We start from the raw sequence: 23,335 nt of genomic DNA on the forward strand, positions 1-23,335 counted from the left end.
ACGCCGTGGCACTGGATGGTTCGGCGCTGCCGTTCCTGCACCACACCCGCATCTCACATGCGCAGCGGTACCTCCGATCCGGGCATTCGAGGCACCGCGGAGTGCGACCTGGTGGCACCGGAGTTGCCGATCGTCGCTCGCCCCAACGGAGTTCACCCATCGGGCATGGGCTGATCGGCGGGTCATGCGGTAGCGCTGATCGTCCAGGGATCGGTCCGCAGCGTGGAAATTCGGGTTTCGAGATCGGGCAGGGCGGTTCGGACCACTGTCTGCGCCTGTGCGCACCAAGGAAATTCGGTTGCCCAGTGGGCGGCATCGATCAGGGCGGGGCCGTGGCGACGCAGGTGTTCGTCGACCGGGTGGTGGCGTAGATCGGAGGTGACGTAGGCGTCGACGCCGAGACGAGCCACCGCATTCAGGTAGGAGTCGCCCGCGCCACCGCATACCGCGACGGTCCGGATCATGCGGTCCGGGTCACCGGCCGCGCGGACGCCCCAGGTGGTCGTGGGCAACGCGGCAGCGACCCGAGAAGTGAACTCGCGCAATGACTCCGCTTCGGGGAGGGTGCCGACCCGACCGATGCCGAGGCCCGATGGCAGCGCCGCGCGCTCGGTGACGTGATATGCCGGATCTTCGTAGGGATGGGCCGACCGCAGCGCCGCCAGCACGGCCGCGCGCGCCGAGGGCGGCGCGATCACCTCCAGGCGGTCCTCGTCGACCAACTGCAATTCCCCGATGGCACCGATCGCCGGATTCGCCCCTTCGACCGGACGGAACTGTCCGACTCCCGGCACTCGCAACGCACAGTCACGATAGGTTCCGCTGCCACCGGCACCGGCTGCGAACAGCGCCGCCAGTACCGCATTCGCATGCGATCGCGGTACTTGCACCACCCAATTATCCACGGCGGTTTGCGGTTTCGAGTCCAGCGCCCCGGTGACAGTGAGCCCGAGCGCATCGGCCAGCGCATCGGAAACTCCCGGATCCGCGGAGTCCGCATTGGTATGCGCCGCGAACAACGCGCACCCGGATCGGATGAGCCGATGTAGCAGAGCGCCTTTGGGGGTATCGGCTGCGACAGTGTCGACCCCGCGCAACAGCAGCGGGTGGTGCACCACCAAAGCCTGTGCCCGCCGATCGATCGCCTCATCCACCACTGCCGCGGTGGCGTCCACCGCGAACAGCACCCGAGTCACCTCATCGCCAGGGTCACCGCACACCAACCCCACCGAATCCCAGGACTCCGCCAGCTTCGGCGGATAGGCCGCGTCGAGCACCCCGATGAGATCCGCCAGCGTCGTCATCCGCCTACCTCCATTTCTCGACCACTTCCGACCGCAGCACGATCACCGGTCATCCGGCGCACCAACGTCCGACGGTCCGGGATGAGCGCCCCGCGCCAGCTGGCACAAGCGCGCCGGACCGGCTGTGCAACCACCTGGCCACGCGACTCGACGAACTCGGCAAGTATCCGAGCGTGGCCGACGAACTCGCCGCACCTGCCGCCACGGCGGCCCACCGTGGGCGCACCCCCAAAGACCGCCGTGCGCCCAGCTCAGGCGGCACTTGTGTGCCGCCGGGGATGGCCCGCCACCGAACGCCCGATACGAATCCGGCACGCCCGACGATCCGTTTCGCCGGCACGCGCCCGCACGGTCGCAGACGACGCACGTCGCACGACGACAACCCGGCTGGGCGGGCATCACATTCCTGCCGCACGGATTCCCGCTACCAACCGATCGACCTCGGCGGGACCGCGAACGGCAACACGCACGTAATCCGGCCCGAGGCCCGGGAAAGTGTCGGCGCGGCGGACCGCAATTCCTTGGTCTGCCAGGTGCTTTCGCAGAAGTTCACCGTCCGACACGCGCAGCAGGAGGAACGGTCCGCGGGCGGGGGTATGAACGTGCATGTCCAGCGCGATCAGTCGTTCGATCATCGAATCGCGGTCGGCGGCGATCGTGTGCGCACACTGTTGTGCCGCGGCGACCGCGTCCGGCTCGGCGGTCGCGGTGATCGCTTCCAGTTGCAGTGTGCCGAGCGGCCAGTGTGCGCGGCCGTGATTCAGGCGGGTCAGCAGTTCGGCTGTGCCGAGGAAGTAGCCGCAGCGCAGGCCCGCCAATGCCCAGGTCTTGGTGAGGCTGCGCAGGACGAGGATGTCGGGAGTCGCCGAAGCGGCCAGTGACTCCGGTTCGCCGGGAATCGCATCGGCGAAGGCCTCGTCGACCACGATGATGCGGCCCGGTCGACGCAGCGCGCGGATGGTGTCGGCGGGGTGCAGGACCGAGGTGGGGTTGGTCGGGTTGCCGAGCACCACCAGGTCGGCCGCGGTGGGGACGAGCGTCGGGTCGATGGTGTACGGCGGTTCGAGTACGACGCGGGTCACCGGGATACCGGCCTCCCGCAGCGCCAGCTCGGGTTCGGTGAACGAGGGGTGCAGCACCGCGGCCAGTCGCGGTGCGAGTCGGGGCAACATCGCGAACCCCTCGGCGGCGCCCGCAAGCAGCAGTACTTCGTCGCTGGTGCGACCGTGGCGGGCGGCCACGGCACTGCGCGCGCCGAGTTCCTCGGCCACGCTCGGATATTTGCCGAGGTCGTCGAGTCGCGCGGCCAGGCGGTCGCGCAGCCAGTCCGGCGGCGCGCTGCCCTGCACATTCACCGCGAAGTCGAGCATGCCGGGGCGCGCGTCGACGTCACCGTGGTGACGCAGTTTCGCGTGATCGACACTCTCGGCGGGCACGAGAAAACACCCTACGTGGCGGTCCATCGGGACGACCGGCCAGAATGGCTGTCGTGGGTGAGTTGCACGTGTCGTTCGTCTGTACCGGCAACATTTGTCGATCGCCGATGGCGGAGAAGATGTTCGCGGCACACCTGTACCGCGCGGGGCTCGCCGACCACGTGCGGGTCAGCAGCGCGGGCACCGACGGCTGGCATACCGGAGAAGACGCCGACGCCCGCACCAACGCCACTCTGCGCCGCCACGGCTACCCGACCGGCCACATCGCCGCGAAATTCGGCAGCCAACACCGCGACGCCGACCTGCTGGTCGCCCTCGATTCGGGCCACGAACGCCGCCTCGCCACGCTCGGCATCCCCTCCGACCGCCGCCGCCTGCTGCGCAGCTTCGACCCCGATGCCGACACCCTCGACGTCCCCGACCCGTATTACGGCGACACCGCCGACTTCGACCTGGTCCACGACCAGATCGAAGCCGCCATCCCGGGGCTGATGGACTGGGTGCGCACCACCCTCGCCGCGCGCATACCCGACGGACGCCCGTGATGCGACGACTGACCTTCCTGCTGCGCCCGAGCTGGCTGATCCTCGCGGTACTCGTGGCGGCCTTCGCCTACCTCTGCTTCACCGTGCTGGCACCGTGGCAACTCGGCAAGAACACCACCACCTCGCACCGCAACCAGCTGATCGCCGATTCGGTGGACGCCGCCCCGATCGATATCACCACCGTCCTGGACGACCCGGGCACCGATTCGCACGCCGAATGGCGACGTGTCAGCGCGGCCGGCAGCTACCTGCCGAATTCGACCGTCCTGGTCCGGCTGCGCCACCTCGACGGCGCGCCCGGCTACTCGGTGCTGGCCACCTTCAAACTCGACGACGGCCACATCCTGCTCATCGATCGCGGTCTCGTCGCGGCCGTCGACGGCTCCCGCCCACCGCAGATTCCGGACCCGCCCACCGGGCCCCAGCGGATCGAGGCGCGAATCCGGATGTCCGAGGGCGTCACCCCCGGCAAGGACCCGACGGTCCAGGACGGCTACCGCCAGGTGTACTCGGTGGACACCACCCAGGAGATGACCGTCCTGCAGGAGCCTCTCACCGCCATCCCCACCGGCGAACGCGGCGGCTACCTGCAGCTCAGCGAAAATCAGCCCGGCGCTTTCACCCCAACCCCGCTTCCGCAACTCGATGCCGGTCCGTACCTCTCCTACGGCCTGCAATGGCTGGCCTTCGGCATCATGGCTCCCCTTGGCCTCGGCTACTTCATCTACGCCGAGATCCGCGAGCGCCGCAAGGAAAAGGCGACTGCCACCCCGGAACGGGCCCCAACCGAAACCCCGGCCCCTGCCCCGGTATCCACCAATGAGCAGCGCTTGGCCGATCGCTACGGCGGTACTCGCTGACCGCACGGCCGACACGCGAGGTCCGGGAGCAGATCGTCACACTATCGGACGAGGGAACCGTGCTGGCCACCCCGAAGCTGCACCGATTCATCCGATAGCAGATCCGAGCGCACAGTTTCACAACTGACTTCCATCAGCGGGTCACAACCGCCCATGTGCGAAATGTGTAAGCCCTGAACCGGAAGCGTGCGGGATCAGCGACGCAGGATCGACCAGAGCGCGGCGCTCAGGACCGCGCCCAACTGCACCGCCTCCGACATGCGTACCGCACGACGAAGATCCGCGACTCGAGGTGCGGACCCGTCACCGAGAGTCGGCCGTAGTTCGATGCCATGCCGATATTGGGTCCGCCCGCCGACGCGGACGCCGAGCGCACCTGCCATCGCGGCCTCGACGACCCCGGCATTCGGGCTGGGGTGCTTGCCCGCATCTCGTCGCCATGCGCGCAGCACGTCGGCCGGGTGACCACCCACCGCAGGCGCCAGAGCAGCGGTGAGCATGCCGGTGACACGCGCGGGCAGTAGATTCGCCAGATCGTCGACGCGGGCGGCGGCCCAACCGAAGCGCAGGTACCGGTCGTTGCGGTAGCCGATCATCGCGTCCAAAGTGTTGATCGCGCGATATCCGAGCAACCCGGGTGTCCCGGCGACCACACCCCACAGCAACGGCGCAACCGTCGCATCCGAGGTGTTCTCGGCAATGGACTCCACTGCGGCACGGGCCAATCCGTCCGCATCGAGCACCTCCGGATCCCGCCCGCACAGCGAAGGCAGCAGCGCCCGCGCACCGACCACATCACCGGATTCGAGCCGGTCGGCCATCTCCCGTCCGGTGCGCACCAGACTGCGCCCGCCGAGCACCGTCCACGTCGCCAGTGCCGTTGCGACTACCCCACCGCGCCGTAGCCCGAACCCGAACACCGTTGTCGCACCGACCAACACCAGTTCGTGCACCATCCCGGCCGAACGCCTGTCGGCATAGGTCACCCGCTCGAGGGCATTTGCCGCCGCACCGAATCCGGCCACGGGATGCCACCGGCGTGGATCGCCGAACACGCGGTCGAGCGCGAACCCGAGCACCAACCCGGCCGCCGTCGAAGTCCCCGTTCGCACCCGGCGAGGGTAGCCGGTCGCCACGAGCAACCCGTCGGCCCGGTATGGGAGCCGAGATGTCACACTCGCCAGCCCTGCGTCGTCATCACGGCGACGAGGCATAAGCTCGCCCCTGACGGGGCCGCACGACCGAACGGCGAGACCAGTGACCGCAGACCAGCCATCCTCCGAACCCATCGACCAGGCCGAGTTGGCTCGGCGTTTCGAGGAGCATCGGCCGTATCTGCGCAGGCTCGCCTACAGCACGCTCGGCAGTCTCACCGATGCCGACGATGTCGTGCAGGAGGCGTGGCTGCGGCTGCAGCGCCAGTACGAGGCCGGGACCGCGGGCGAGATCGAGAATCTGCGGGCCTGGCTCTCCACCGTCACCGGGCGGCTGGCCCTCGATCAACTCGGATCGGCCCGTGCCCGGCGCGAGCAGTACGTCGGTGAGTGGTTGCCCGAGCCCGAGGTCACCAGCTGGGATGACCCGGCCGATCGGATCACCCAGGATGAGCGCGTCACCACGGCGCTGCTGGTCGTGCTGGAATCCCTCTCGCCCGCCGAGCGCACCGCCTTCGTGCTGCAGGATGTGTTCGGTATGAGCGGTCCCGAGGTCGCCGAAGTCGTCGGGCGCACGCCGGCGGCCGTGCGACAGCTGGCCTCGCGCGCACGCAAGCGCGTCGAGGACGGCACGCCCCGCTTCCCCGCCTCACCCGACGAACAGGAGAAGGTCGTCTCGGCCTTCGCGGTCGCCTGGCGCTCCGGTGATCTGAGCGCACTCCTCGGTGTGCTCGACGCGAATGTCAGCCTCACCGCCGACGGCGGCGGCAAGGTCCCCGCCATCCGCCAGCCGGTGCGCGGCGCCGAACTCATCGCGAAGATGCTGCTCGGCTGGTACCACGCACCGTCCGCGGCGGGCGCTTGGGGCCGCGCGGTGCTGGTCAACGGCGCTCCCGGTCTGGTCGTCTTCGACGGCACGCACACCGGCGTCTTCTCCTTCACCATCGATAGCGGCCGCATCGTCGCCATCAACGTCGTGCGCAACCCGGACAAGCTGCACGATCTGCCCACCGAAGGCGCCCCCGACTGGTACCTCGGCCCGAACGCCGAATAATCCACGCGGCCCGCACATTTCGATGTGCGGGCCGTCCGCTAGGCAGGTGCCTGGGCCACCGGCGCCGCTCGATCGACATCGGGCCCGGATCGGTTGCGCCGCAACACGATGAGCCACACACCGCGGGTGAGGAGAAGACACACACCCGCGAGCGCCGCAATGCCGAGAAACACCACGAGAGCGGGCCAAACGTAAGTCACCTGGCGGAAGGTCGCAGCTCGCCCGCGGAAGACCAGACCGGCGAGCTGCGGCAGCGCGATCAGGATCGGGATCGGAGCGAGATATGGCAATTGGCGCAGGGCGATCAGCCAGGCGGGGCGGGCGGTCTGCCGACCGGCCCAGCGGCGCGATCGCACCGAGCACAGCACCCCGAGAGCGACAGTCGCGAGCGTCAGCAGTGCCATTCCCCAGTCGGCGTAGATGCCCCACGGTCGGTGCACATCCGGCGACTCGCCCCGGGTCAGCTGGACCAAGCCCTGCGCGATAATCCTGGGATCGTCCTCGAGTGCCATGCCGGTATCGGCAATGACAGCGATCCCGTATCCGGTGTCGGGCACCAGAACCTGTGCGGCGGTGTAGGTGAACCAGTCCCCATTGTGCGAGAGCTGATCGGATTGTTCCCACTGCCACCCCATTCCGTACTTGTCGTCGCCGACTCCCGAGGGCGTGTGCATCTGCGCTACCGCGGCCGCGGACACCACCCGATGCCCGTCCGGTGCCACACCATCGTTGTTCTGGGTGATCAGCCACGCGGCCAGATCGGTGGCCGTGGTGAGCACGCCGTGGCTGCCGCCGACGAACCAGTCGGGCTCTACCACCGGTATCGCGAAGCCGTATGCCCGGATATATCCGTGCGTCACATCCGCGGCGTCACGCGCGGTATCCACCGTCGTGCTATCGCGCATCCCGATGGGCCCGAATACATTTCGCCGCATATAGTCCGCGAACGGTGCCCCGCTGACCACCTCCACCAACCGAGCGGCCACCTGATAGTTCGGATTGTGATAGTGGAATTCCGTCCCCGGATCGGCGGCCAGTTTCGCCGCATGTAGTCGCTCGACCGCCCCGGCCAGCGAATCCGCCTGCGGCCGCCGCAGATCGGGAAATGCGGTATCCGACATTCCGGACGTCTGATTCAGCAACTCCCGCACGGTGATCCGGTCACCGCGCGAATCGGCCAACCGAAAATCCGGGACGTACTGGCGCACCGGGGCGTCGAGACGCACCTTCCCCGCATCGACCAACTGCATGACGGCCAACGCGGTCATGGATTTGCTCACCGAGGCGATCGGCATGCGCGTCGTCGCGGTGATCGCCGCACCGCCCGAATCGTGACCGTACCCCGCGACGTACACCACCCGATCCCCGTGGGTAATGGCGATCGACGCCCCTGGCAACCGGGTCCGCGAAAGGTATTCGGACATATACCTGTCCACGGCCGCGGGGTCGACGCCCTCCGCCGCCGGTGCCGCAACCGCCGCGCCGACCGACGGAAACAGCACCAGGAATATTGCCATTATCACTGCCCGCCGCAGATATCCCGCAGTCAACGCTTTCGCCCTTCTCATCGTCTCCGCGGGTCCATACCGGAACCACCATCGCACCACGTCAGCCTGCCAAACCAACAGGTTCGGATATCGAATATCCGTGCGCCGCCGCGACCTCGGCCGATAGCAGCCGTCCCTTATCCGCGGTGACCCCGTGGGCGAGATCGGGATGCGCCCTGCACGCCTCCAGCCACCCGTGATCGGCGATCGCCTGCGCATACGGCAAGGTGGCATTGGTGAGCGCCACGGTCGCGGTGTGTGGCACCGCACCTGGCATATTCGCCACACAGTAATACAGCGAATCGGCCACCCGAAAAGTGGGATTCGCATGCGTCGTCGGATATGAACCGGCGAAACACCCACCCTGATCGATGGCGATATCCACCAGCACCGACCCCGGCCGCATACCGCGAACCAGTTCCTCGGACACCAACTTCGGCGCCCGTGCTCCCGGAACCAGCACCGAACCGATGACGAGATCCGCCGCCAGCACGGCCCGCTCGATCTCGACCGCATTCGAGGCCACCGTCGACACGCGCCCGTCGAACCGTGCGTCGAGCTCGCGCAGCCGCGTCAAGTTCGTATCCAGCACAGTGACTTTCGCACCCATCCCGGCCGCGACCGCGGCCGCGTTCGTCCCCGCGACACCACCGCCGAGCACCACCACATGGGCCGGAAGCACCCCGGGTACCCCACCGAGCAATAGCCCGGCACCACCGAGCGGCGCCATCAGGTGATACGCACCGACCTGTGGGCCGAGTTTGCCCGCGACCTCGCTCATCGGTGCGAGCAGCGGCAGCGACCCATCCGCCGCCCGCACCGTCTCATAGGCGATCGCGGTGATTCCGGACCGCAGAATCGCATCGGTGCACTCTCGCGATGCGGCCAGATGCAGATAGGTGAACAGCACCTGGTCCCGCCGCATCCGCGGATATTCCGGAGCGATCGGCTCCTTGACCTTGAGGACGAGCTCGCCCTCCCACCACACCTGCTCGGCGGCGGGCACCAGCCGAGCACCTGCGGCAATGTAATCCGCATCCGAAAATCCGGACCCTACCCCCGCGCCGGCCTGGATCAGCACCTCGTGCCCGTGCCGTACCAGTTCCCCGGCGCCGGCCGGGGTCAGCGCCACCCGAAACTCCTGCTCCTTGACCTCCCGTGGAACTGCGATCCTCATATCGCCATCGTGGACCACCAACGGTCCCGGCGCCATGAACGCCGCGCGAACGCACCGTCGGTTTCCGAGGAAGCACTTATACGGCGAACGTTTCACCCGGATTCGGAATGCGAAGCTGGTCGCTGCGGCCGGCGTACCCGAAATTCCGCTCCAAGCGCTCGAGCGTCTCGCTGAAGTGCGCCCACCCCTCGGCATGCACCGGCACGATCACCGCATCACCCAACGCCTCGGCGGCCTGCACCGCGGTACGGGCGTTCAGCGTGAGATCGATATCGCCGAACCGGCCGACGTTCGCGGCACCGACGAACAGGATCGCGATATCGATCCGGCCGATGCGGGCCACGATCTGCTCGACGACCTCGACCGAGGCATTGTCACCCGATACGTAAACGGTCGCCAGCCCCTCGGCCTGCAATACGAATCCGGTGACCACGCCGGTCTGCGGCTCGCAACCCTCGGGCCCGTGCAGTGCGGGCACCCCGGTCACGCGCACGTCACCGACCGTGACAGTCTCCCAATTCGCCAGTCCCCGAACACCTTCGATGTTGTCCGCGGCGTCCGGCGTCGAGAAGACGGTCGGCACGGTCGCGAGGAATTCGCGGCCGGAGTTATCGAGATTGTCGGCGTGCTGGTCATGTGACAGCAGCACCACGTCCACCGGTCCCACCTGGTCCACCGATACCGCCGGGCCGGTGAGCTTGTGCAGCGTGATCGGGCCGGGGTAGTCACCCGGAGCGTCGAAGGTGGGGTCGGTCAGCCAGGTCAGGGTGCCGTACCGGAAGCGCAGGGTCGGCCCGCCGATGTGCAGGGCTTCGATGGTGGTGCGTGCAATCGTTTCGGTCATGGGACCAATGTTGGCCGACGCGATATCCGACAAATAAGTGGCCCGTGAGCCGCTCAGCGATAAGATCGGGCCATGCGTTCCGTCGCCGCGCTGGCCTTCGATGGCGTCATCCCCTTCCATTTGTCGGTACCGACGCTGGTCTTCGGCCGAGTCGGCGTCGAGGGCACGCCCGACTATCGCGTCGAGGTGTGTGCCGAACATCCCGGCGCCCTGCGGACCCCGGCCGGTTTCGACATCGTCGTGAAATCCGGACTCGACGCCTTCGAACGGGCCGACCTGGTGGTGATCCCGAGCTGGCGGCGCGATATGGGCGTCTCGGCAGAATTGCGCGAGGCACTGCACCGAGCACATGCCAGGGGTGCCCGAATCGTCGGTCTGTGCCTCGGTTCCTTCGCGGTGGCGGCGAGCGGTCTGGCCGACGGCCGGGAAATCACCACCCACTGGGCCGCGGCCGCCGAGCTGGCCGCGGCCTATCCGAAGGTCCGGGTCCGCGCCGATACCCTCTGGACCGACCTGGGCGATATCGTCACCTCCGCGGGCGTCGCCGCCGCACTCGATTGCTGCCTGCACCTGGTCCGCGACGATCTCGGCAGCCGGGCCGCCACCGAGCTGGCCAGGTCGCTGGTGACCGCCCCGCACCGCAGCGGATCCCAGGCCCAGTACATTCCGGTGGCTGTACCCGATGCCGCCGACGATGATCCGATCGAACGCGCAATGGTCTGGGCGCGAACGAATCTCGGCGAACCGATCGACCTCGACAGTTGGGCTCGCATCGCCCTCATGTCCCGACGCACCTTCACCCGGCGCTTCCGCGAACGCACCGGAAACAGTCCGCAGCGATGGCTGCTGCACCAACGCACCGACCGCGCCCGGCTACTGCTGGAATCCACCACCGACACCATGGATCGCATTGCCGCCGAAACCGGCTTCGGCACCGCGGTGAGCCTGCGCCACCATTTCCACCGCATCCTCGGCACCAGCCCGGCCGCGCACCGCGCGTTGTTCGCGGGCACACCGGTCCCCGCGCAATAGCACCCACCCCACGATCGCCGTCTGTGTCCATCCCCGTAGGTTTCCGGCATGAGGATCGAGATAAGCGGACATGCGCCGGAAATCGACGAAAGCGCGTGGATCGCACCGAACGCCACCGTGATCGGACGCGTGCAACTCGCCGCCGAGGTGAGCATTTGGTACAGCGCAGTACTGCGCGGCGACCTCGAAGCGATCAGCGTAGGCGCACGCACCAATATTCAGGACGGCTGCGTACTGCATGCCGATCCGGGCTTCCCGCTGACCGTCGGCACCGGAGTTTCGGTGGGGCACAATGCGATCCTGCACGGCTGCACCGTCGGCGACGATGTGCTCGTCGGCATGGGCGCCACGGTGCTCAACGGCGCGGTCATCGGCGCGGGCGGCCTGATCGCCGCCAATGCGCTGATTCCGGAGGGTGCGCAGATTCCGCCCGGCTCACTGGTCGCGGGCGTGCCCGGCAAGGTGCGACGCGAACTGAGCGCGGCCGAGCTGGACCGCATCCGGCTGAATGGTGCTGTGTACCTGCACAACATGGCCAACCACCGAGATGCGAAGCAGGTGTGAGACAGCGCACACTGATCAATTGACCAGCCTGAATCGCTGATAGCATTTTGCCAGCGTGCCCGGTATCCCGGGATCTCCCGCCGACACAGCTGTCGAGTCATCTGTAACGCGGACGGCGAGCCCACCGGGATTGGTGGCCGCGGAGCGTGCAGGTAGGAGGTATCACGGTGGCGTACGTGCAGCAGAGTATGCACCGGCCGTCGGGGCGGATCAGCGTGGCCGATATCGCGGCCCAGCCGGGTGGGATCGAGGCGCTGCAGCGGCGTGTGCACGAGTTGCGCTCCAGTGGAGTGGATTTCGCCGCCAATGCGATCGAAAAGGAAATGGCGGAACTGGATCTGCCGCGCACCTGACGCGCGCCCGCCTGTCGTCTGTCGAGCTCTGGTACCGATCCGCGGTCGAACCGCCGCGACCCGGTGAAATAATGAACGGCACGCACCCGCACCGTCGCGACGCCAAGGCACCATAGGCGCCGCGAGCCGATTCGACTGGAGCATCGATGCCGACCGTTCCGCCCATCCTCCAGCGCATCCTGGAAAAGCCCGTCAGCGATGGCGAGAAGCTGCTGGAGAGCGCGCTGTCGGCGTTTCTGGACTTCGGCATCAAACGCACCAGCATGGGCGAGATCGCCCGCCGCGCCGGAATCAGCCCGGCCACCCTGTATCGCCGCTTCGAATCGAAGAACGAGCTGGTCGAGGCGGTCAGCGTGCGCGAGGCACAGCGTTTCGTCGCCGAGATCGATAAGCGGGTGCAGAAGGTCGAAGGCGTCGAGGAACAGCTGATCGAGATCTTCGTCGCGGTCATCACCGAGATCGCGGGCAACGAGCTGTTGCGGCGGCTGCTGCGCACCGAACCCGATCTCATCCTGCCCCGACTGACCACCGAGGCCGGACCGATCATCGCGGTCGGGCGCACCTATCTGGCGGAGAAACTGCGCGAACTCCGCAGCGGTGCGGATGACGACTTCGACTTCGAACTCGTCGCCGAGATCATGGCGCGACTGGCCCTGTCGCTGGCATTGACGCCCGACGGGCTCATTCCGATCGATGATGTGGCGGCGGGCCGGGACTTCGCGCGACGCACACTCCTGCCCATGGTCGGTGTCCGCGCCACGGCATAGCGATTCGCGAGCTCAACGCATTTCGAATACTCGGGTGCCGAATGCGGCCGCCACCCACTCGTCTAGCAGCCGAAGCGAATTCAGGTCGGGCGCCCGGCCGCCGTCGACGAAATCCCGCACCAATTCGACGACACCATCCGCCCGCATCGTGGTCGGATCCGGCAGTGGCAGCCGCGACACATACTGGGTGATCCACCGCCGCCTACCCGAATACAGCCGATTCCCGCAGACCGCATCGTAGAACCGCAACCCCAGCGCCGAATTCGCCACGCCCATCAGCAAATACGCCAGCCGCTCGGCGGCACCGTCCACCCCGAGATCGGCCAGCGACATCCAATAGCAATCGCCGTTCACCACCGCCCCGGACCGATCCAGGGCGAATCGCGGCCGCTCACTGATATCGGGAAAGACCACCTTCGGCACCCGCCACAGATGCGGCCGCTGCGGCACCCAGATCTCGAACCACTCCCGGCCGCTGTCGGTCAGATATTTGCGACCGGCCAACGTCTGTCGATGCGTCTCCAAATATGCCGCGGCCCCGGGAAATTCCCGCAGGTCGACCGGCATCCGCGCGGGTTCGGCCGTGTCATATGGATACAGCACGCGCACATCGCGCTCCCGGGAGATCCGCCACGGATCGACATCCTGATGGGTGATCAAATCGAATAGCAACTCCCCCTCCGGCCGCGGCCGCACCTGCGCCCACCGATCGGAAATGAATACCCGATCCGCAGTTGTCTTGATCCCCACTCGAATCCGCCCCACGGCACCGAATGTCCGCCAGGTCCCCGCCTCCACCTCCGCCAGCCATCTGTCGACTTCCGGGCGAGACATCCGCCACGCGCCGTTGTCCTTATCCGCGTCGACAACGGTTCCCGATGACCCCGCGACCCCATCTCGATCGGAAGCGGCGACCTGCCAGGCAACCACCGAGCCCGAAGCCGCCGGATCGCCGCGCCCCGCTCGCCTGCCCGGCGCCGCCGCTGACCGACCGGCGGGCGCCGCGCGGATCACCGCCTGATCACCCGTTGCCAATGTGCCGACCTCGACCGCGAAAGTGCGCCCACCGTGCTCGACGCAGTGACTGCGTTCGGCCGCAAGTGCCTCGAAAAGATTCGTTCCACCGATGATTTCGGTGGTGTCCACCTCGTAGGCGGAAACATAGCGGCAGACCGCGCGTGCTGGCGTGCGGGTGGCGATGGTGACCGCGGGCAGCACCGCCGCCTCGAACAACTTGGTATCGCCGAGGTCGTACAGCTCCACCGGAGCCAATTCGGTGCGCAGCAAGCTCCGGATATTCGCTCCGGCCTTGGTGGTGAGAAACCGGTTGGCACACAGCAACCCGAGCACCCCACCCGACCGGAGCAACCGGGGCGCGACCGCGACGAACGGATGGGTGAGATCGATGCGCCCCTGCAACCCGAACTGCTTGCTGAGCAACTGCGCGGTCGGCCCACCCAACTGCTGAGTCCGCACATAGGGCGGATTGGTGATGATCGCATCGAACGACCCCGCCGCGATCCCGTCGGATTCGGTCAGAAAATCCCCGACATGCCAGTCGACCGCGACCCCCGCGGCGACCGCACGCTCCCGCGCCACCGCGACCCCGGTCGCATCCAGGTCGTACCCCACCAACTCCACTCGGACCCCCGGCAATAGCTCCCGCACCACCCCATCCAGGGCGAGCAGCAATTCACCATCACCACAGGCCGGATCGAGCACCCGCAATACCCCGCCACCCGGTGCATGTTCGAGCAGCCGCTGCGCGAGAAAGCGCGCCAAGGCGGGTGGCGTGTAGTGCCTACCGTGCCGTTTGCGTTCGCGCGCGGCCGGCTCGCCGGGATTCATGCCTGGGATTCTGCCTCGTCACGGCGCAACCGCGGCGAGAACGCGGTCGACCGGATCTCGCGTCGTCGCCGGCGGACCGGGAACATCCCACGTGGCCAGTTCCGAAACAAGACCACGAATGCTAGCGTTCAGTCTCGAAATAAGACCAAATTGAGGGGTGCCCATGAGCCCGACCAGCCTGCAGACCGACGAGTTCACGGCATTGAGCCGCATCCTCGACAACCGGTGGACCTGCCGTCAGTTCAAATCCGACCGACTTCCCCGCGACACCATCGAAACCCTCCTGCGACTGGCCCAACGCACTCCGTCCTGGTGCAACACCCAACCCTGGCAGGTCGTCCTCACCGAGGGCGCGGGCACCGAACGATTCCGCAGGGAACTCCTCGAACATGTCGCAACCGCGGCGCCGGAACCGGATTTCGCATTTCCCGCGCAGTACACCGGCGCCTACCGCGATCGGCGACGCGCATGCGGCCTGCAACTCTACGACAGCGTCGGCATCGTGAAAGGCGATCACGCGGGCACCATGCGCCAGACCATGCGCAACTTCGAACTCTTCGACGCGCCGCACGTCGCGATCGTCACCACCGAGGCCGATCTCGGCAGCTACGGCGCCATCGACTGCGGCCTCTATATCGGTACCTTCCTCCTCGCCGCCCAGAGCCTTGGCCTCGGCGCCGCACCCCAAGCCGCCCTCGCCTCCTACTCCCCTTTCCTGCGCACCTACTTCGACCTGCCCGAACACCGCCGAGTGGTCGCCGCCATCTCCTTCGGCTATCCGGACGCCGACCACCCGGTCAATACCTTCCGCACCGCCCGCGAAGACGTGGACCAGGTCGCGACCTGGCACACCGACTGACATCCTGAGTCCTCGCCCCCGGCAGATCCGTCCATATCATCGGGCCCCTTCGACCAACCCCGAACCCCTACCAAGAGGGCGTCGGCCACGACGACCCCGCCGAAAAGGGCGCCTCGGTTCGTAATTGGGCCTGTCGCATGACGAGTGAGTGCCATAGCTTGTCTGCGGCCCTCACCAACACTTGGTGTGGGAGTTCCGGCGGGTTACCCGGCTTGACGTCCGCTTTCGGCGGTGAAGGCCGGACCGGGCTCGGCGGAGATCTCGCGCGCGGTGAGTTCGGTTCCGCACGAGTCACATTCGAACTTGATGTGTCCTTCGCCCGTGCAGTCGCGATGGCGGTAGCGCACCGGCGGACCGTCGGGTGCCATATAGGTATCGCCCCAATCCCGAATCGCCATGAGGATCGGATAGATATCATGCCCCTTCGGCGTCAGCCGGTACTCCTCGTGTGCTCCGACGGCCGCCTTCTGTTTGATCAGGATCCCGTGTTCGACCAACCGATCGAGCCGATCCTGCAACCGGCTCCGGGAGATCCCGAGCGCGCTCTGAAATGCATTGAACCGTCGGATGCCCGCGAACGAGTATTTCAGGATCACCAAGGTCCAGCGGTCGCCCAGGATCACCAGCGGCCGCGTGATCGAACACGGCTCATCGGCAAGTTCCTCGTAGCGCACCTGTCGATGCTACCGATACCGCGATACCCCGCGGCGGCATTCCACGCCGGGCAGCAACGCTCAATCCTTCGCCGCCGCGTAGGCGACCATCGGGTCCTTGTCTTCCAACGGCGGCACCTCTTCCCCGTCCAGCACCTTGCGCATCCGTTCCGAATCCAACTGCCCCTCCCACTTCGCGACCACGAATGTCGCGACGCAATTGCCGAGCAGATTCACCGTGACCCGCATCGAATCCATCAATCGATCCGCGCCGAGCAGCAACGCGACCGCCGCCACCGGAATCGACCCGTGTCCGATCGCACTGATCGTCGCCGACAGCGCCAGGAATGACGAACCAGGCACGCCCGCCATACCTTTCGAGGTCAACATCAGCACGCCGACCGCCGTGATCTGCTCGCCGAGACTCAGATCCACCCCGAGTGCCTGCGCCAAGAACAGCACGCAAATGGATAAATACAGCGTCGCACCATCGAGATTGAACGAATACCCGGTCGGTACCACCAGCCCGGTGGTGGCCCGCGAGCAGCCCGCCTCGGTCAACTTGATCATGATCCGCGGCAGCACTACCTCGGTCGACGCGGTACCGAGCGCGAGGAACAGCTCATCCTTGATGTATTTGACGAGCTTCCACAGACTCACCCCCGCGAAAACCCGCACCACCACGGCGAGCACCAGCAGGAACAGCATCGCCGCCCCATAACAGCAGGCGATCAACTTGCCGTAGCTGCCGAGCGCGGAAAGTCCGTACTGCCCGACGATATAGGCCATCGCCCCGAACGCACCCAGCGGCGCCAATTTCATGATCCAGCCGATAATCGTGAAGAAGATCTTCCCGATGTGATCGACCGCCTCCAGAATCACCGGCGGGCTACCCTTACCCACCCCGCCGGTTGCCGTCCCCGAGCGTTCACCGAATTTCGCCAGCGCCAATCCGAACAGCACCGCGAAGAACAAGACCTGCAGCAGCGCATTCTCCGCGAATGCCGAAATCACCGACGTCGGAATGATATTCAGCAAAAAATCGACGGCATGTGGCAGCTCGCCGTTCTTGGTGGTCTTGGCGATCTTCTCGGCACCGGTCGCCAAGGTCTGCGCGTCGACGTGGAAGCCCGCACCCGGCTTCACCAGGTTGCCGACCAACAAACCGAAGAGCAGCGCGAAAGTGGTGATCACCTCGAAGTAGATCAGCGCCTTGACACCGATCCGTCCGACCGCTTTCATATCGCCCACATGGGTGATGCCGAGCACCACCGTGCAGAAGATGATCGGCGCGATCACCATTTTGATCAGCTTGATGAACCCGTCGGCCAGCGGTTTGAGGTCCGCGCCGAAGTCGGGCCACAGCTTGCCGACCAGAATTCCGGCCACGATCGCCACCAGCAGTTGCAGGAACAGCGAGCGGTACCAGGGCGTTCTGCGCACCGGATCCGATGCTGCGGTGGTTTCGATCGTCACGCTCATGCGCGCAACGTACGAGCTATTCGTATCGCCAAAGTTTCAACTTTATTGCCGTGCGGAAACCCGATCGATATATGCCCGTCGCCCCAGGTCCGACACCGAGAACTATACGAACGAAAAGCGGGCCCCGGGAAATCCCGAGGCCCGCTCTTGCCGCCGAATCTACAGCGGAATGTTCTTGTGGTGACTCTTGCGCACCGGCGCCGCCGCCAGAGCGGCGGCAATGGTGCTGCGGGTCTTGGCCGGGTCGATGACCTCGTCCACCACACCGATCGCCATGGCCCGCTCGACACCACCGGCAATGCGCTCGTGCTCGACCGTCAGACGCTCGTGCAGCGCCGCACGCTCCTCCTCCGGCGCGGCCGCGAGGGCCTTCTTGTGCAGGATGCCGACCGCGGCCTTGGCGCCCATCACGGCGACCTCGGAGCCGGGCCAGGCGTACACCGCGGTTGCGCCCAGCGAACGGGCGTTCATCGCGATATAGGCGCCACCGTAGATCTTGCGGGTAACCAGCGTGACCCGCGGCACCCGCGCCTCGGCGAACGCGTGTAGCAGCTTCGCGCCGCGGCGCACCACACCTTCCCACTCCATGCTGACGCCGGGCAGGTACCCGGGCACATCGGTAAGCACCACCAGCGGAATGCCGAACGCATTGCACAAGCGCACGAAACGCGCTGCCTTCTCGGCACTTTCGGAGTTCAAGCAGCCACCGAGACGGATCGGGTTATTGGCGAGCACACCCACGGTGCGCCCGCCGAGCCGTCCGAGACCGGTGACAATGCTGCGTGCGTAACCGGCCTGCAGCTCCTCGAACGAGGACTCACCGTCGACGTTGTCGAGCAGTTCGTGGACGATCGGCTTCACATCGTAGGCGCGCTTGGCCGATTCCGGCATCATCGCCTTCAGATCGACATCACCGTGTGCGGCCGCGACCAGATCGAATTCACCCTGCTCGGCGAACATCGACACCAGACGCCGACCCCGGTGCAGCGCGTCGGCCTCGTCGTTGGCGACGATATGCGTGACACCGGACTTCTTACCGTGGGTTTCCGGACCACCCAGGGTGGCCATATCGACCTGCTCACCGGTCACACTGCGCACCACATCGGGACCGGTCACGAAGATCCGCCCCTCGGGCGCCATGATCACGATGTCGGTCAGTGCGGGACCGTAGGCGGCACCACCGGCGGCGAAGCCGAGCACCACCGAGATCTGCGGTACCAGACCCGACGCGCGGACCATGGCCTCGAAGACCAGACCGACCGCGTGCAGCGCCTCGACACCCTCGGCGAGGCGGGCGCCGCCGGAATGCCAGATGCCGACCACCGGAATACCGGAATCGATGGCAGTGTCGATCGCGTCGACAATGTGCTTGCAGCCCTCCACGCCCATCGCGCCACCCATGACGGTGGCATCGGAGCAGTAGGCAACGGTGCGGACACCGTCCACCTCGCCGATCGCGGCCAGCACGCCGGACTTGTCGCGCGGGTGCAGCGGTAGCACGGTTCCGGGGTCGAAGAAGCGTTGGAGCCGACCGAGCGGATCACGCGGATCGGTCGCAGTTTCTGGTCGGAACGCGGGAGCCACAATTGTCATCGCGTTTTCTCCTCACCTCAGGGAAGTACGCCGCTACCGCGGCTGCGTATGTCGAAACACCGGTGGGGTCGACCGACGCTCGGTTGGTCGACCCCACCGGGATCGTTGTTGCAGTCTGCCCGGTCTGCGCGGTCGAGCCCGGAGGAGGCAGCGCGCGTAACCACGGAGGGCTCCGCACCGGCCAATCGGATACCGCGCGGTTATGCCCTACCGAAGGCGAGCGCGACGTTGTGCCCGCCGAAACCGAACGAGTTGTTGATCGCGTACTCGATCTCCTGGCGGCGGGCCTCGCCGTGCACCACATCCAGATCGATCTCCGGATCCTGGTTGTCCAGGTTCAGCGTCGGCGGTACGAGGCCGTCCCGGATGCTGAGCACGGTAAGCACGGATTCGAGCGCACCGACGGCGCCGATCGAGTGGCCGAGTGCCGACTTCGGCGCGTACACCGAAGCGTGGTTGCCCACGGCCTTGTTGATCGCATTCGCCTCGGCGGTATCGCCGATCGGGGTGGCGGTCGCGTGCGCATTGATGTGCGTGACGTCCTTGGGCGTCAGACCCGCGGTCTGCATCGCCCGCGTCATCGCCCGAGCCGCACCGTCACCGGTGGGATCGGGTGCGACCAGATGGAAGCCATCCGAGGTGATACCGGCGCCGAGCAGGCGCGCGTGGATCGTCGCGCCACGGGCCTTGGCGTGCTCCTCGGTCTCGATGACCATCAGGGCACCGGCCTCGCCGAAGACGAAACCGTCGCGATCCTTGTCGAACGGGCGCGAGGCGCCCTTCGGGTTGTCATTGCGGGTGCTCATCGCGCGCATCATGGTGAATGCCGCGATCGGCACCGCGTCGATGAAACCCTCCACGCCACCGGTGACGACCATATCGGCGTCACCCATGACGATCATTCGCCATGCATTGGCAATGGCCTCGGAGCCCGATGAGCACGCCGAGACCGGAGTGACCACTCCTGCCCTGGCCTTCAATTCGAGACCGACCACAGCCGACGGACCATTCGGCATGACCATCTGAACAGCCAGCGGCGAAATCTTGCGATAGCCACCGTTCTTCAGCTTGTCGACCGAGTCGATGAGCGCATCACCGCCACCGAGCCCGGTGCCGATCGCCACACCCAGACGCTCCGGGTCGACCTCGGGGCTGCCCGCGTTCTGCCAGACCTCGCGACCGAGTACGGTCGCGAGCTGCTCGACGTAGGCCATGCGCCGACATTCGACACGGCTCAGCAGGGTCTCAGGCCGAACCTTCAGGTGACCGCCGATGCGGACCGGAAGGTCGTACTCCTCGACGAACGAATCCTCGAGAGTGTCGATTCCGCTCTCGCCGTTGAGGAGTCCCTTCCACGTCGCATCGACATCACCAGCGATCGACGTGGTCGCCGCCAGGCTTGTAACGACGACGTTGGGGAAGTTCCCGTTCAAGGTGGAAGGAGTGGTCACAGTGTCGGCCCTACTCGGCGTCGAACTTGGCCTTGAGCTCCGCGGCCGCGTCAGCGTTCTCGGCCTCGAGCTTCTGGATGTAGGCGACAGCGTCGCCGACCGTCTTCAGGCTGGCCAGATCCTCATCCGGGATCTTCACGCCGTACTTGTCCTCGGTCTGAACCGCGATCTCGACCATGGACAGCGAGTCGATGTCCAGGTCATCGACAAAGGACTTCTCGATCGTCACCTCGGAGGGCTCGATACCGGTCACCTCTTCGATGATCTTGCCGAGTTCCTCGACGATTTGTTCCTGGGTCAGAGCGGCCACTTCGTGGCTCCCTTCTTATCTACTTTGTAGGGCTTCACTGTTGTTTTTCGAATCGAGCGAGCCGATGGTTACCGCCTGCTCGGTCACGATCGTGCATTTGGTTACACAATCGCCGGGGGAAAGCTAGCCGGAAATGGTGAACCCGGCCAACGCGGGGAGGTCTTCAGGGGTCTTCAGGGCCAGTGTTGGGGTGCCCTTCAGTTCCCGTTTTGCGATGCCGACGAGCGTGCCCGCCGGCGGCAGCTCCGCCACCGCCGAAACCGCCGCCTGTCGGACGGTCTCGGTGCACAGGTCCCACCGGACGGGCCGGGTGACCTGCGCCGCGAGCTTAGCGACCGCATCGGCGCCGGAGGTAACCGGCTTGCCGTCGAAGTTCGAAAGCAGGGTCCGAGTCGGCTCGTTCGGCGTGATCGTGGCTATGGCTTCCGTCACAGCGTCCTGGGCCGGGGCCATGAACGCGGTGTGGAAGGCGCCCGCGACGGGCAGCGCACGCACCCGCGCCTTCTCGGGCGGGTTGGCGGCGAGTTCCGCGAGGGCGGTCAATCGTCCGGCGGCCACGATCTGACCCGCGGCATTGCGGTTGGCCGGGACGAGGTCGAGTTCTTCGAGCCGCGCGAGCACGGCGGCCTCATCGCCACCGAGCATCGCGGACATGCCAGTCGGCTCCAGCGCGCACGCCTTGGCCATCTCCGCACCGCGGATTGCGGCCAACCGCACCGCATCGTCGGCGGAGATGACTCCGGCGACCGCGGCGGCGGCGAGCTCACCGACCGAATGCCCAGCGACGATGGTATCGGCCGGAAGTGCATCCGGCTCGATTTCCGCGAAGGCCAGCAGTGCGGCGGCGACCACGAGCGGCTGGGTAACGGCAGTGTCGGTGATCTCCTCCGCCGTGGCGGTGGTGCCGAGGCGGACCAGATCCAGGCCGGAGGCCTTGGACCAGAGGGCGAGGCGATCAGTCGCGCCGGGAAGGTCGAGCCAAGGCGCGAGCATGCCGGGTGTCTGGGACCCCTGTCCAGGGGCGAACAACGCGATCACACCTCTAGAAAACACTGTGAGGTGCGCCGCACGAGATGTCGACGCGAATGAACCTTGCGGAGCGCTTTTGTGGAGGTCCCACAAAAGCGCATGTGGGCTGTCCCGATCGACCGTTCGCCGGTTCCGTTACAGGCCTTCGTGACTCACCGGGAATTGAGTGACTTCTGGGGTAGGAGTTGACGATTCGTTACGGGTTCGTGTCAAACGACCTACTGTCGCGGCGATCCGGAGCACGTAGGCATCCCTCGGATTCATCGGATCACGCCCCGTTATCTCGGCTATCCGCTTGAGTCGATAGCGAACGGTATTTGGATGAACGTACAGCTGACGTGCGCACGTCTCGACCGCGCCACCGCAATCCAGATAGGCCTCGAGAGTGTCGGCCAGCGCGGATCCCGCGGCGGCCAACGGTAGGACAAGATACTCGTTCAACGCGTCGATTGCAGCTCGGTCACCCAACAACGCCCGCTCCGGTAACAATTCCGCAGCGTGCACCGGCCGCGGGGCCCCACGCCAGCCGACGACGGCCTCCATTCCGGCCAGTGCTTCCACCGCACTGGCATGCGCGGCACCGAGGGTGCGCATGGTCGGTCCGATCACCACCGGACCGTCGGAGAACACCTCGGCCAACAGATCCGCGAGAAATGGGGAGGCATATGAGGTATCGCCCAGATTCCCGCTGACCACCATCACCAGCCGCGAACCCTGGACGACGGCCAGCGCCGCACGCCCGTGCCGTGCGGCGATGGTGTGCACCGAACCGACCATCGACACGCCCTGATCCCCGGGCGGCGTGCCGACCAGCACCGTCGCCGGGGCGGTCGCGTCCCAGTTCAGGGTCGCGGCCCGCGACAGCATGTCCGGGCCGGTATCGCCGCGCACGACGGCGTCCACGACCAGTGCCTCGAGTCGGGTATCCCAGGCGCCGCGGGATTCCGCGGCGCTCGCGTACACCGAGGCGGCGGCGAATCCGAGCTCGCGCCCGTAGCGCAATACCGCCTCGGTGAGTGCGACCAGCTGCCGGTCGTTGCGCGCGAGCGCGGGCAGCCACTGTTCGAAGAACTCCATGGCCACGCGGACCATGTCCACGGTCTGGCGCAGCGTCAGCCGCCGCGCCAGATCCTGCGGGATCACTTGGAAGGCGTCCAGGCTGAACCGGATATCGCTATCGGGATCCTGTAGCCATTCCAGGAAGTTCACCACCGCGGTCTGCACCAGCATCTGGACGCCCGCGCGTTGCGCGGCGTCCAGATCGGCGAAGAACGGCAACCGATCCTGCATCGACCCGACCGCCTCCGTGGAGAGACGTCCGGAGAACTGCTTCACGCGTTTGAGCAGCGTGTCCGGCAGTGGGTCGCGAGTTTGCCGGTTCGGGGATAGTGCGCCCGTCGGCAGATACACCTCGTGCTCGGAGGAGCCATCGGAGATCCGACGCGGCCGCGGCGGTTTACGTTCCACCATCCA

General features: G+C 66.6%; 22 protein-coding genes. 8 read left to right on the forward strand and 14 right to left on the reverse strand.

Annotation, left to right across the window (positions count from 1 at the left end; all coding sequences use genetic code 11):
• Positions 1–182 precede the first annotated feature (182 nt).
• Both AB0L58_RS25010 and cobC read right to left on the reverse strand, forming a co-directional pair.
• Positions 183–1,304, reverse strand: a complete 1,122-nt coding sequence (locus AB0L58_RS25010) for a Nif3-like dinuclear metal center hexameric protein (RefSeq protein ID WP_364390062.1) — start codon at positions 1,302–1,304, stop codon at positions 183–185.
• Between the two features lie 398 nt (positions 1,305–1,702).
• Positions 1,703–2,740, reverse strand: coding sequence for an Rv2231c family pyridoxal phosphate-dependent protein CobC (gene cobC / locus AB0L58_RS25015; protein WP_364390063.1), 1,038 nt, complete (start codon positions 2,738–2,740; stop codon positions 1,703–1,705).
• Between the two features lie 44 nt (positions 2,741–2,784).
• Here cobC and AB0L58_RS25020 point away from each other — a divergent pair, with 44 nt between their 5' ends.
• Positions 2,785–3,285: a low molecular weight protein-tyrosine-phosphatase gene (locus AB0L58_RS25020; protein ID WP_364390064.1), complete on the forward strand. Its 501-nt coding sequence runs from the start codon at positions 2,785–2,787 to the stop codon at positions 3,283–3,285.
• Entirely contained in the window at positions 3,285–4,145 is an 861-nt protein-coding gene (locus AB0L58_RS25025) for an SURF1 family protein (protein ID WP_364390066.1), read from the forward strand. Before AB0L58_RS25020 ends, AB0L58_RS25025 begins: the two co-directional genes overlap by 1 nt.
• A 194-nt stretch (positions 4,146–4,339) precedes the next feature.
• Here the strand turns inward: AB0L58_RS25025 and AB0L58_RS25030 are convergent, their stop codons facing one another.
• Positions 4,340–5,257, reverse strand: coding sequence for a cobalamin biosynthesis protein (locus AB0L58_RS25030; protein ID WP_364390067.1), 918 nt, complete (start codon positions 5,255–5,257; stop codon positions 4,340–4,342).
• A gap of 145 nt (positions 5,258–5,402) precedes the next feature.
• On the opposite strand from AB0L58_RS25030, the gene sigJ reads away from it, so the two are divergent.
• The gene (sigJ, locus tag AB0L58_RS25035; protein ID WP_364390069.1) at positions 5,403–6,353 is read left to right on the forward strand and encodes an RNA polymerase sigma factor SigJ; all 951 of its coding nucleotides are present in this window, start codon (positions 5,403–5,405) and stop codon (positions 6,351–6,353) included.
• 38 nt (positions 6,354–6,391) lie between these two features.
• Here sigJ and AB0L58_RS25040 read toward each other — a convergent pair whose 3' ends face one another.
• The 3 genes from AB0L58_RS25040 to AB0L58_RS25050 all read right to left on the reverse strand — a co-directional run bounded on the left by AB0L58_RS25040 (position 6,392) and on the right by AB0L58_RS25050 (position 9,921).
• Positions 6,392–7,921: a serine hydrolase domain-containing protein gene (locus tag AB0L58_RS25040; RefSeq protein ID WP_364390071.1), complete on the reverse strand. Its 1,530-nt coding sequence runs from the start codon at positions 7,919–7,921 to the stop codon at positions 6,392–6,394.
• Between the two features lie 40 nt (positions 7,922–7,961).
• Positions 7,962–9,077: an alanine dehydrogenase gene (ald, locus tag AB0L58_RS25045; protein ID WP_364390072.1), complete on the reverse strand. Its 1,116-nt coding sequence runs from the start codon at positions 9,075–9,077 to the stop codon at positions 7,962–7,964.
• A gap of 76 nt (positions 9,078–9,153) precedes the next feature.
• Positions 9,154–9,921, reverse strand: a complete 768-nt coding sequence (locus AB0L58_RS25050) for an MBL fold metallo-hydrolase (RefSeq protein WP_364390074.1) — start codon at positions 9,919–9,921, stop codon at positions 9,154–9,156.
• 72 nt (positions 9,922–9,993) lie between these two features.
• Between AB0L58_RS25050 and AB0L58_RS25055 the strand changes: the two genes are divergently transcribed.
• From AB0L58_RS25055 to AB0L58_RS25070, 4 genes are all read left to right on the forward strand, one after another.
• Positions 9,994–10,953, forward strand: a complete 960-nt coding sequence (locus tag AB0L58_RS25055; protein WP_364390075.1) for a helix-turn-helix domain-containing protein — start codon at positions 9,994–9,996, stop codon at positions 10,951–10,953.
• Between the two features lie 48 nt (positions 10,954–11,001).
• Positions 11,002–11,517 carry a gamma carbonic anhydrase family protein gene (locus AB0L58_RS25060; RefSeq protein WP_364390076.1) on the forward strand — a complete coding sequence of 172 codons (516 nt, stop codon included), beginning with the start codon at positions 11,002–11,004 and terminating at the stop codon, positions 11,515–11,517.
• Positions 11,518–11,684: 167 nt separating this feature from the next.
• Complete coding sequence (locus AB0L58_RS25065) at positions 11,685–11,870, forward strand: hypothetical protein (protein ID WP_063040439.1); 186 nt, start codon at positions 11,685–11,687, stop codon at positions 11,868–11,870.
• A gap of 146 nt (positions 11,871–12,016) precedes the next feature.
• Complete coding sequence (locus tag AB0L58_RS25070) at positions 12,017–12,637, forward strand: TetR/AcrR family transcriptional regulator (protein ID WP_364390077.1); 621 nt, start codon at positions 12,017–12,019, stop codon at positions 12,635–12,637.
• Between the two features lie 12 nt (positions 12,638–12,649).
• Here the strand turns inward: AB0L58_RS25070 and AB0L58_RS25075 are convergent, their stop codons facing one another.
• The gene (locus AB0L58_RS25075) at positions 12,650–14,485 is read right to left on the reverse strand and encodes an N-6 DNA methylase (protein ID WP_364390079.1); all 1,836 of its coding nucleotides are present in this window, start codon (positions 14,483–14,485) and stop codon (positions 12,650–12,652) included.
• A 163-nt stretch (positions 14,486–14,648) separates the two neighbouring features.
• On the opposite strand from AB0L58_RS25075, the gene AB0L58_RS25080 reads away from it, so the two are divergent.
• Positions 14,649–15,344 carry a nitroreductase gene (locus AB0L58_RS25080; RefSeq protein WP_364390080.1) on the forward strand — a complete coding sequence of 232 codons (696 nt, stop codon included), beginning with the start codon at positions 14,649–14,651 and terminating at the stop codon, positions 15,342–15,344.
• Positions 15,345–15,547: 203 nt separating this feature from the next.
• Here AB0L58_RS25080 and AB0L58_RS25085 read toward each other — a convergent pair whose 3' ends face one another.
• The 7 genes from AB0L58_RS25085 to AB0L58_RS25115 form a co-directional block, all read right to left on the reverse strand.
• The gene (locus AB0L58_RS25085) at positions 15,548–16,018 is read right to left on the reverse strand and encodes a helix-turn-helix domain-containing protein (RefSeq protein WP_364390081.1); all 471 of its coding nucleotides are present in this window, start codon (positions 16,016–16,018) and stop codon (positions 15,548–15,550) included.
• A gap of 60 nt (positions 16,019–16,078) precedes the next feature.
• Positions 16,079–17,479, reverse strand: a complete 1,401-nt coding sequence (gene dctA / locus AB0L58_RS25090) for a C4-dicarboxylate transporter DctA (protein ID WP_364390082.1) — start codon at positions 17,477–17,479, stop codon at positions 16,079–16,081.
• Positions 17,480–17,638: 159 nt separating this feature from the next.
• Positions 17,639–19,072: a carboxyl transferase domain-containing protein gene (locus AB0L58_RS25095; protein WP_364390083.1), complete on the reverse strand. Its 1,434-nt coding sequence runs from the start codon at positions 19,070–19,072 to the stop codon at positions 17,639–17,641.
• A 200-nt stretch (positions 19,073–19,272) separates the two neighbouring features.
• Positions 19,273–20,523, reverse strand: coding sequence for a KasA/KasB family beta-ketoacyl-ACP synthase (locus tag AB0L58_RS25100; RefSeq protein ID WP_364390084.1), 1,251 nt, complete (start codon positions 20,521–20,523; stop codon positions 19,273–19,275).
• A gap of 10 nt (positions 20,524–20,533) precedes the next feature.
• Positions 20,534–20,833, reverse strand: a complete 300-nt coding sequence (gene acpM, locus AB0L58_RS25105; RefSeq protein ID WP_014982996.1) for a meromycolate extension acyl carrier protein AcpM — start codon at positions 20,831–20,833, stop codon at positions 20,534–20,536.
• 123 nt (positions 20,834–20,956) lie between these two features.
• A complete protein-coding gene (locus tag AB0L58_RS25110) occupies positions 20,957–21,871 on the reverse strand; it encodes an ACP S-malonyltransferase (protein WP_364390086.1) in 915 nt (304 codons plus the stop codon).
• 126 nt (positions 21,872–21,997) lie between these two features.
• Entirely contained in the window at positions 21,998–23,332 is a 1,335-nt protein-coding gene (locus tag AB0L58_RS25115; protein ID WP_364390087.1) for a helix-turn-helix domain-containing protein, read from the reverse strand.
• Positions 23,333–23,335: the final 3 nt, after the last annotated feature.

This window comes from Nocardia sp. NPDC052112, from assembly GCF_040680135.1.
Lineage (GTDB): Bacteria > Actinomycetota > Actinomycetes > Mycobacteriales > Mycobacteriaceae > Nocardia.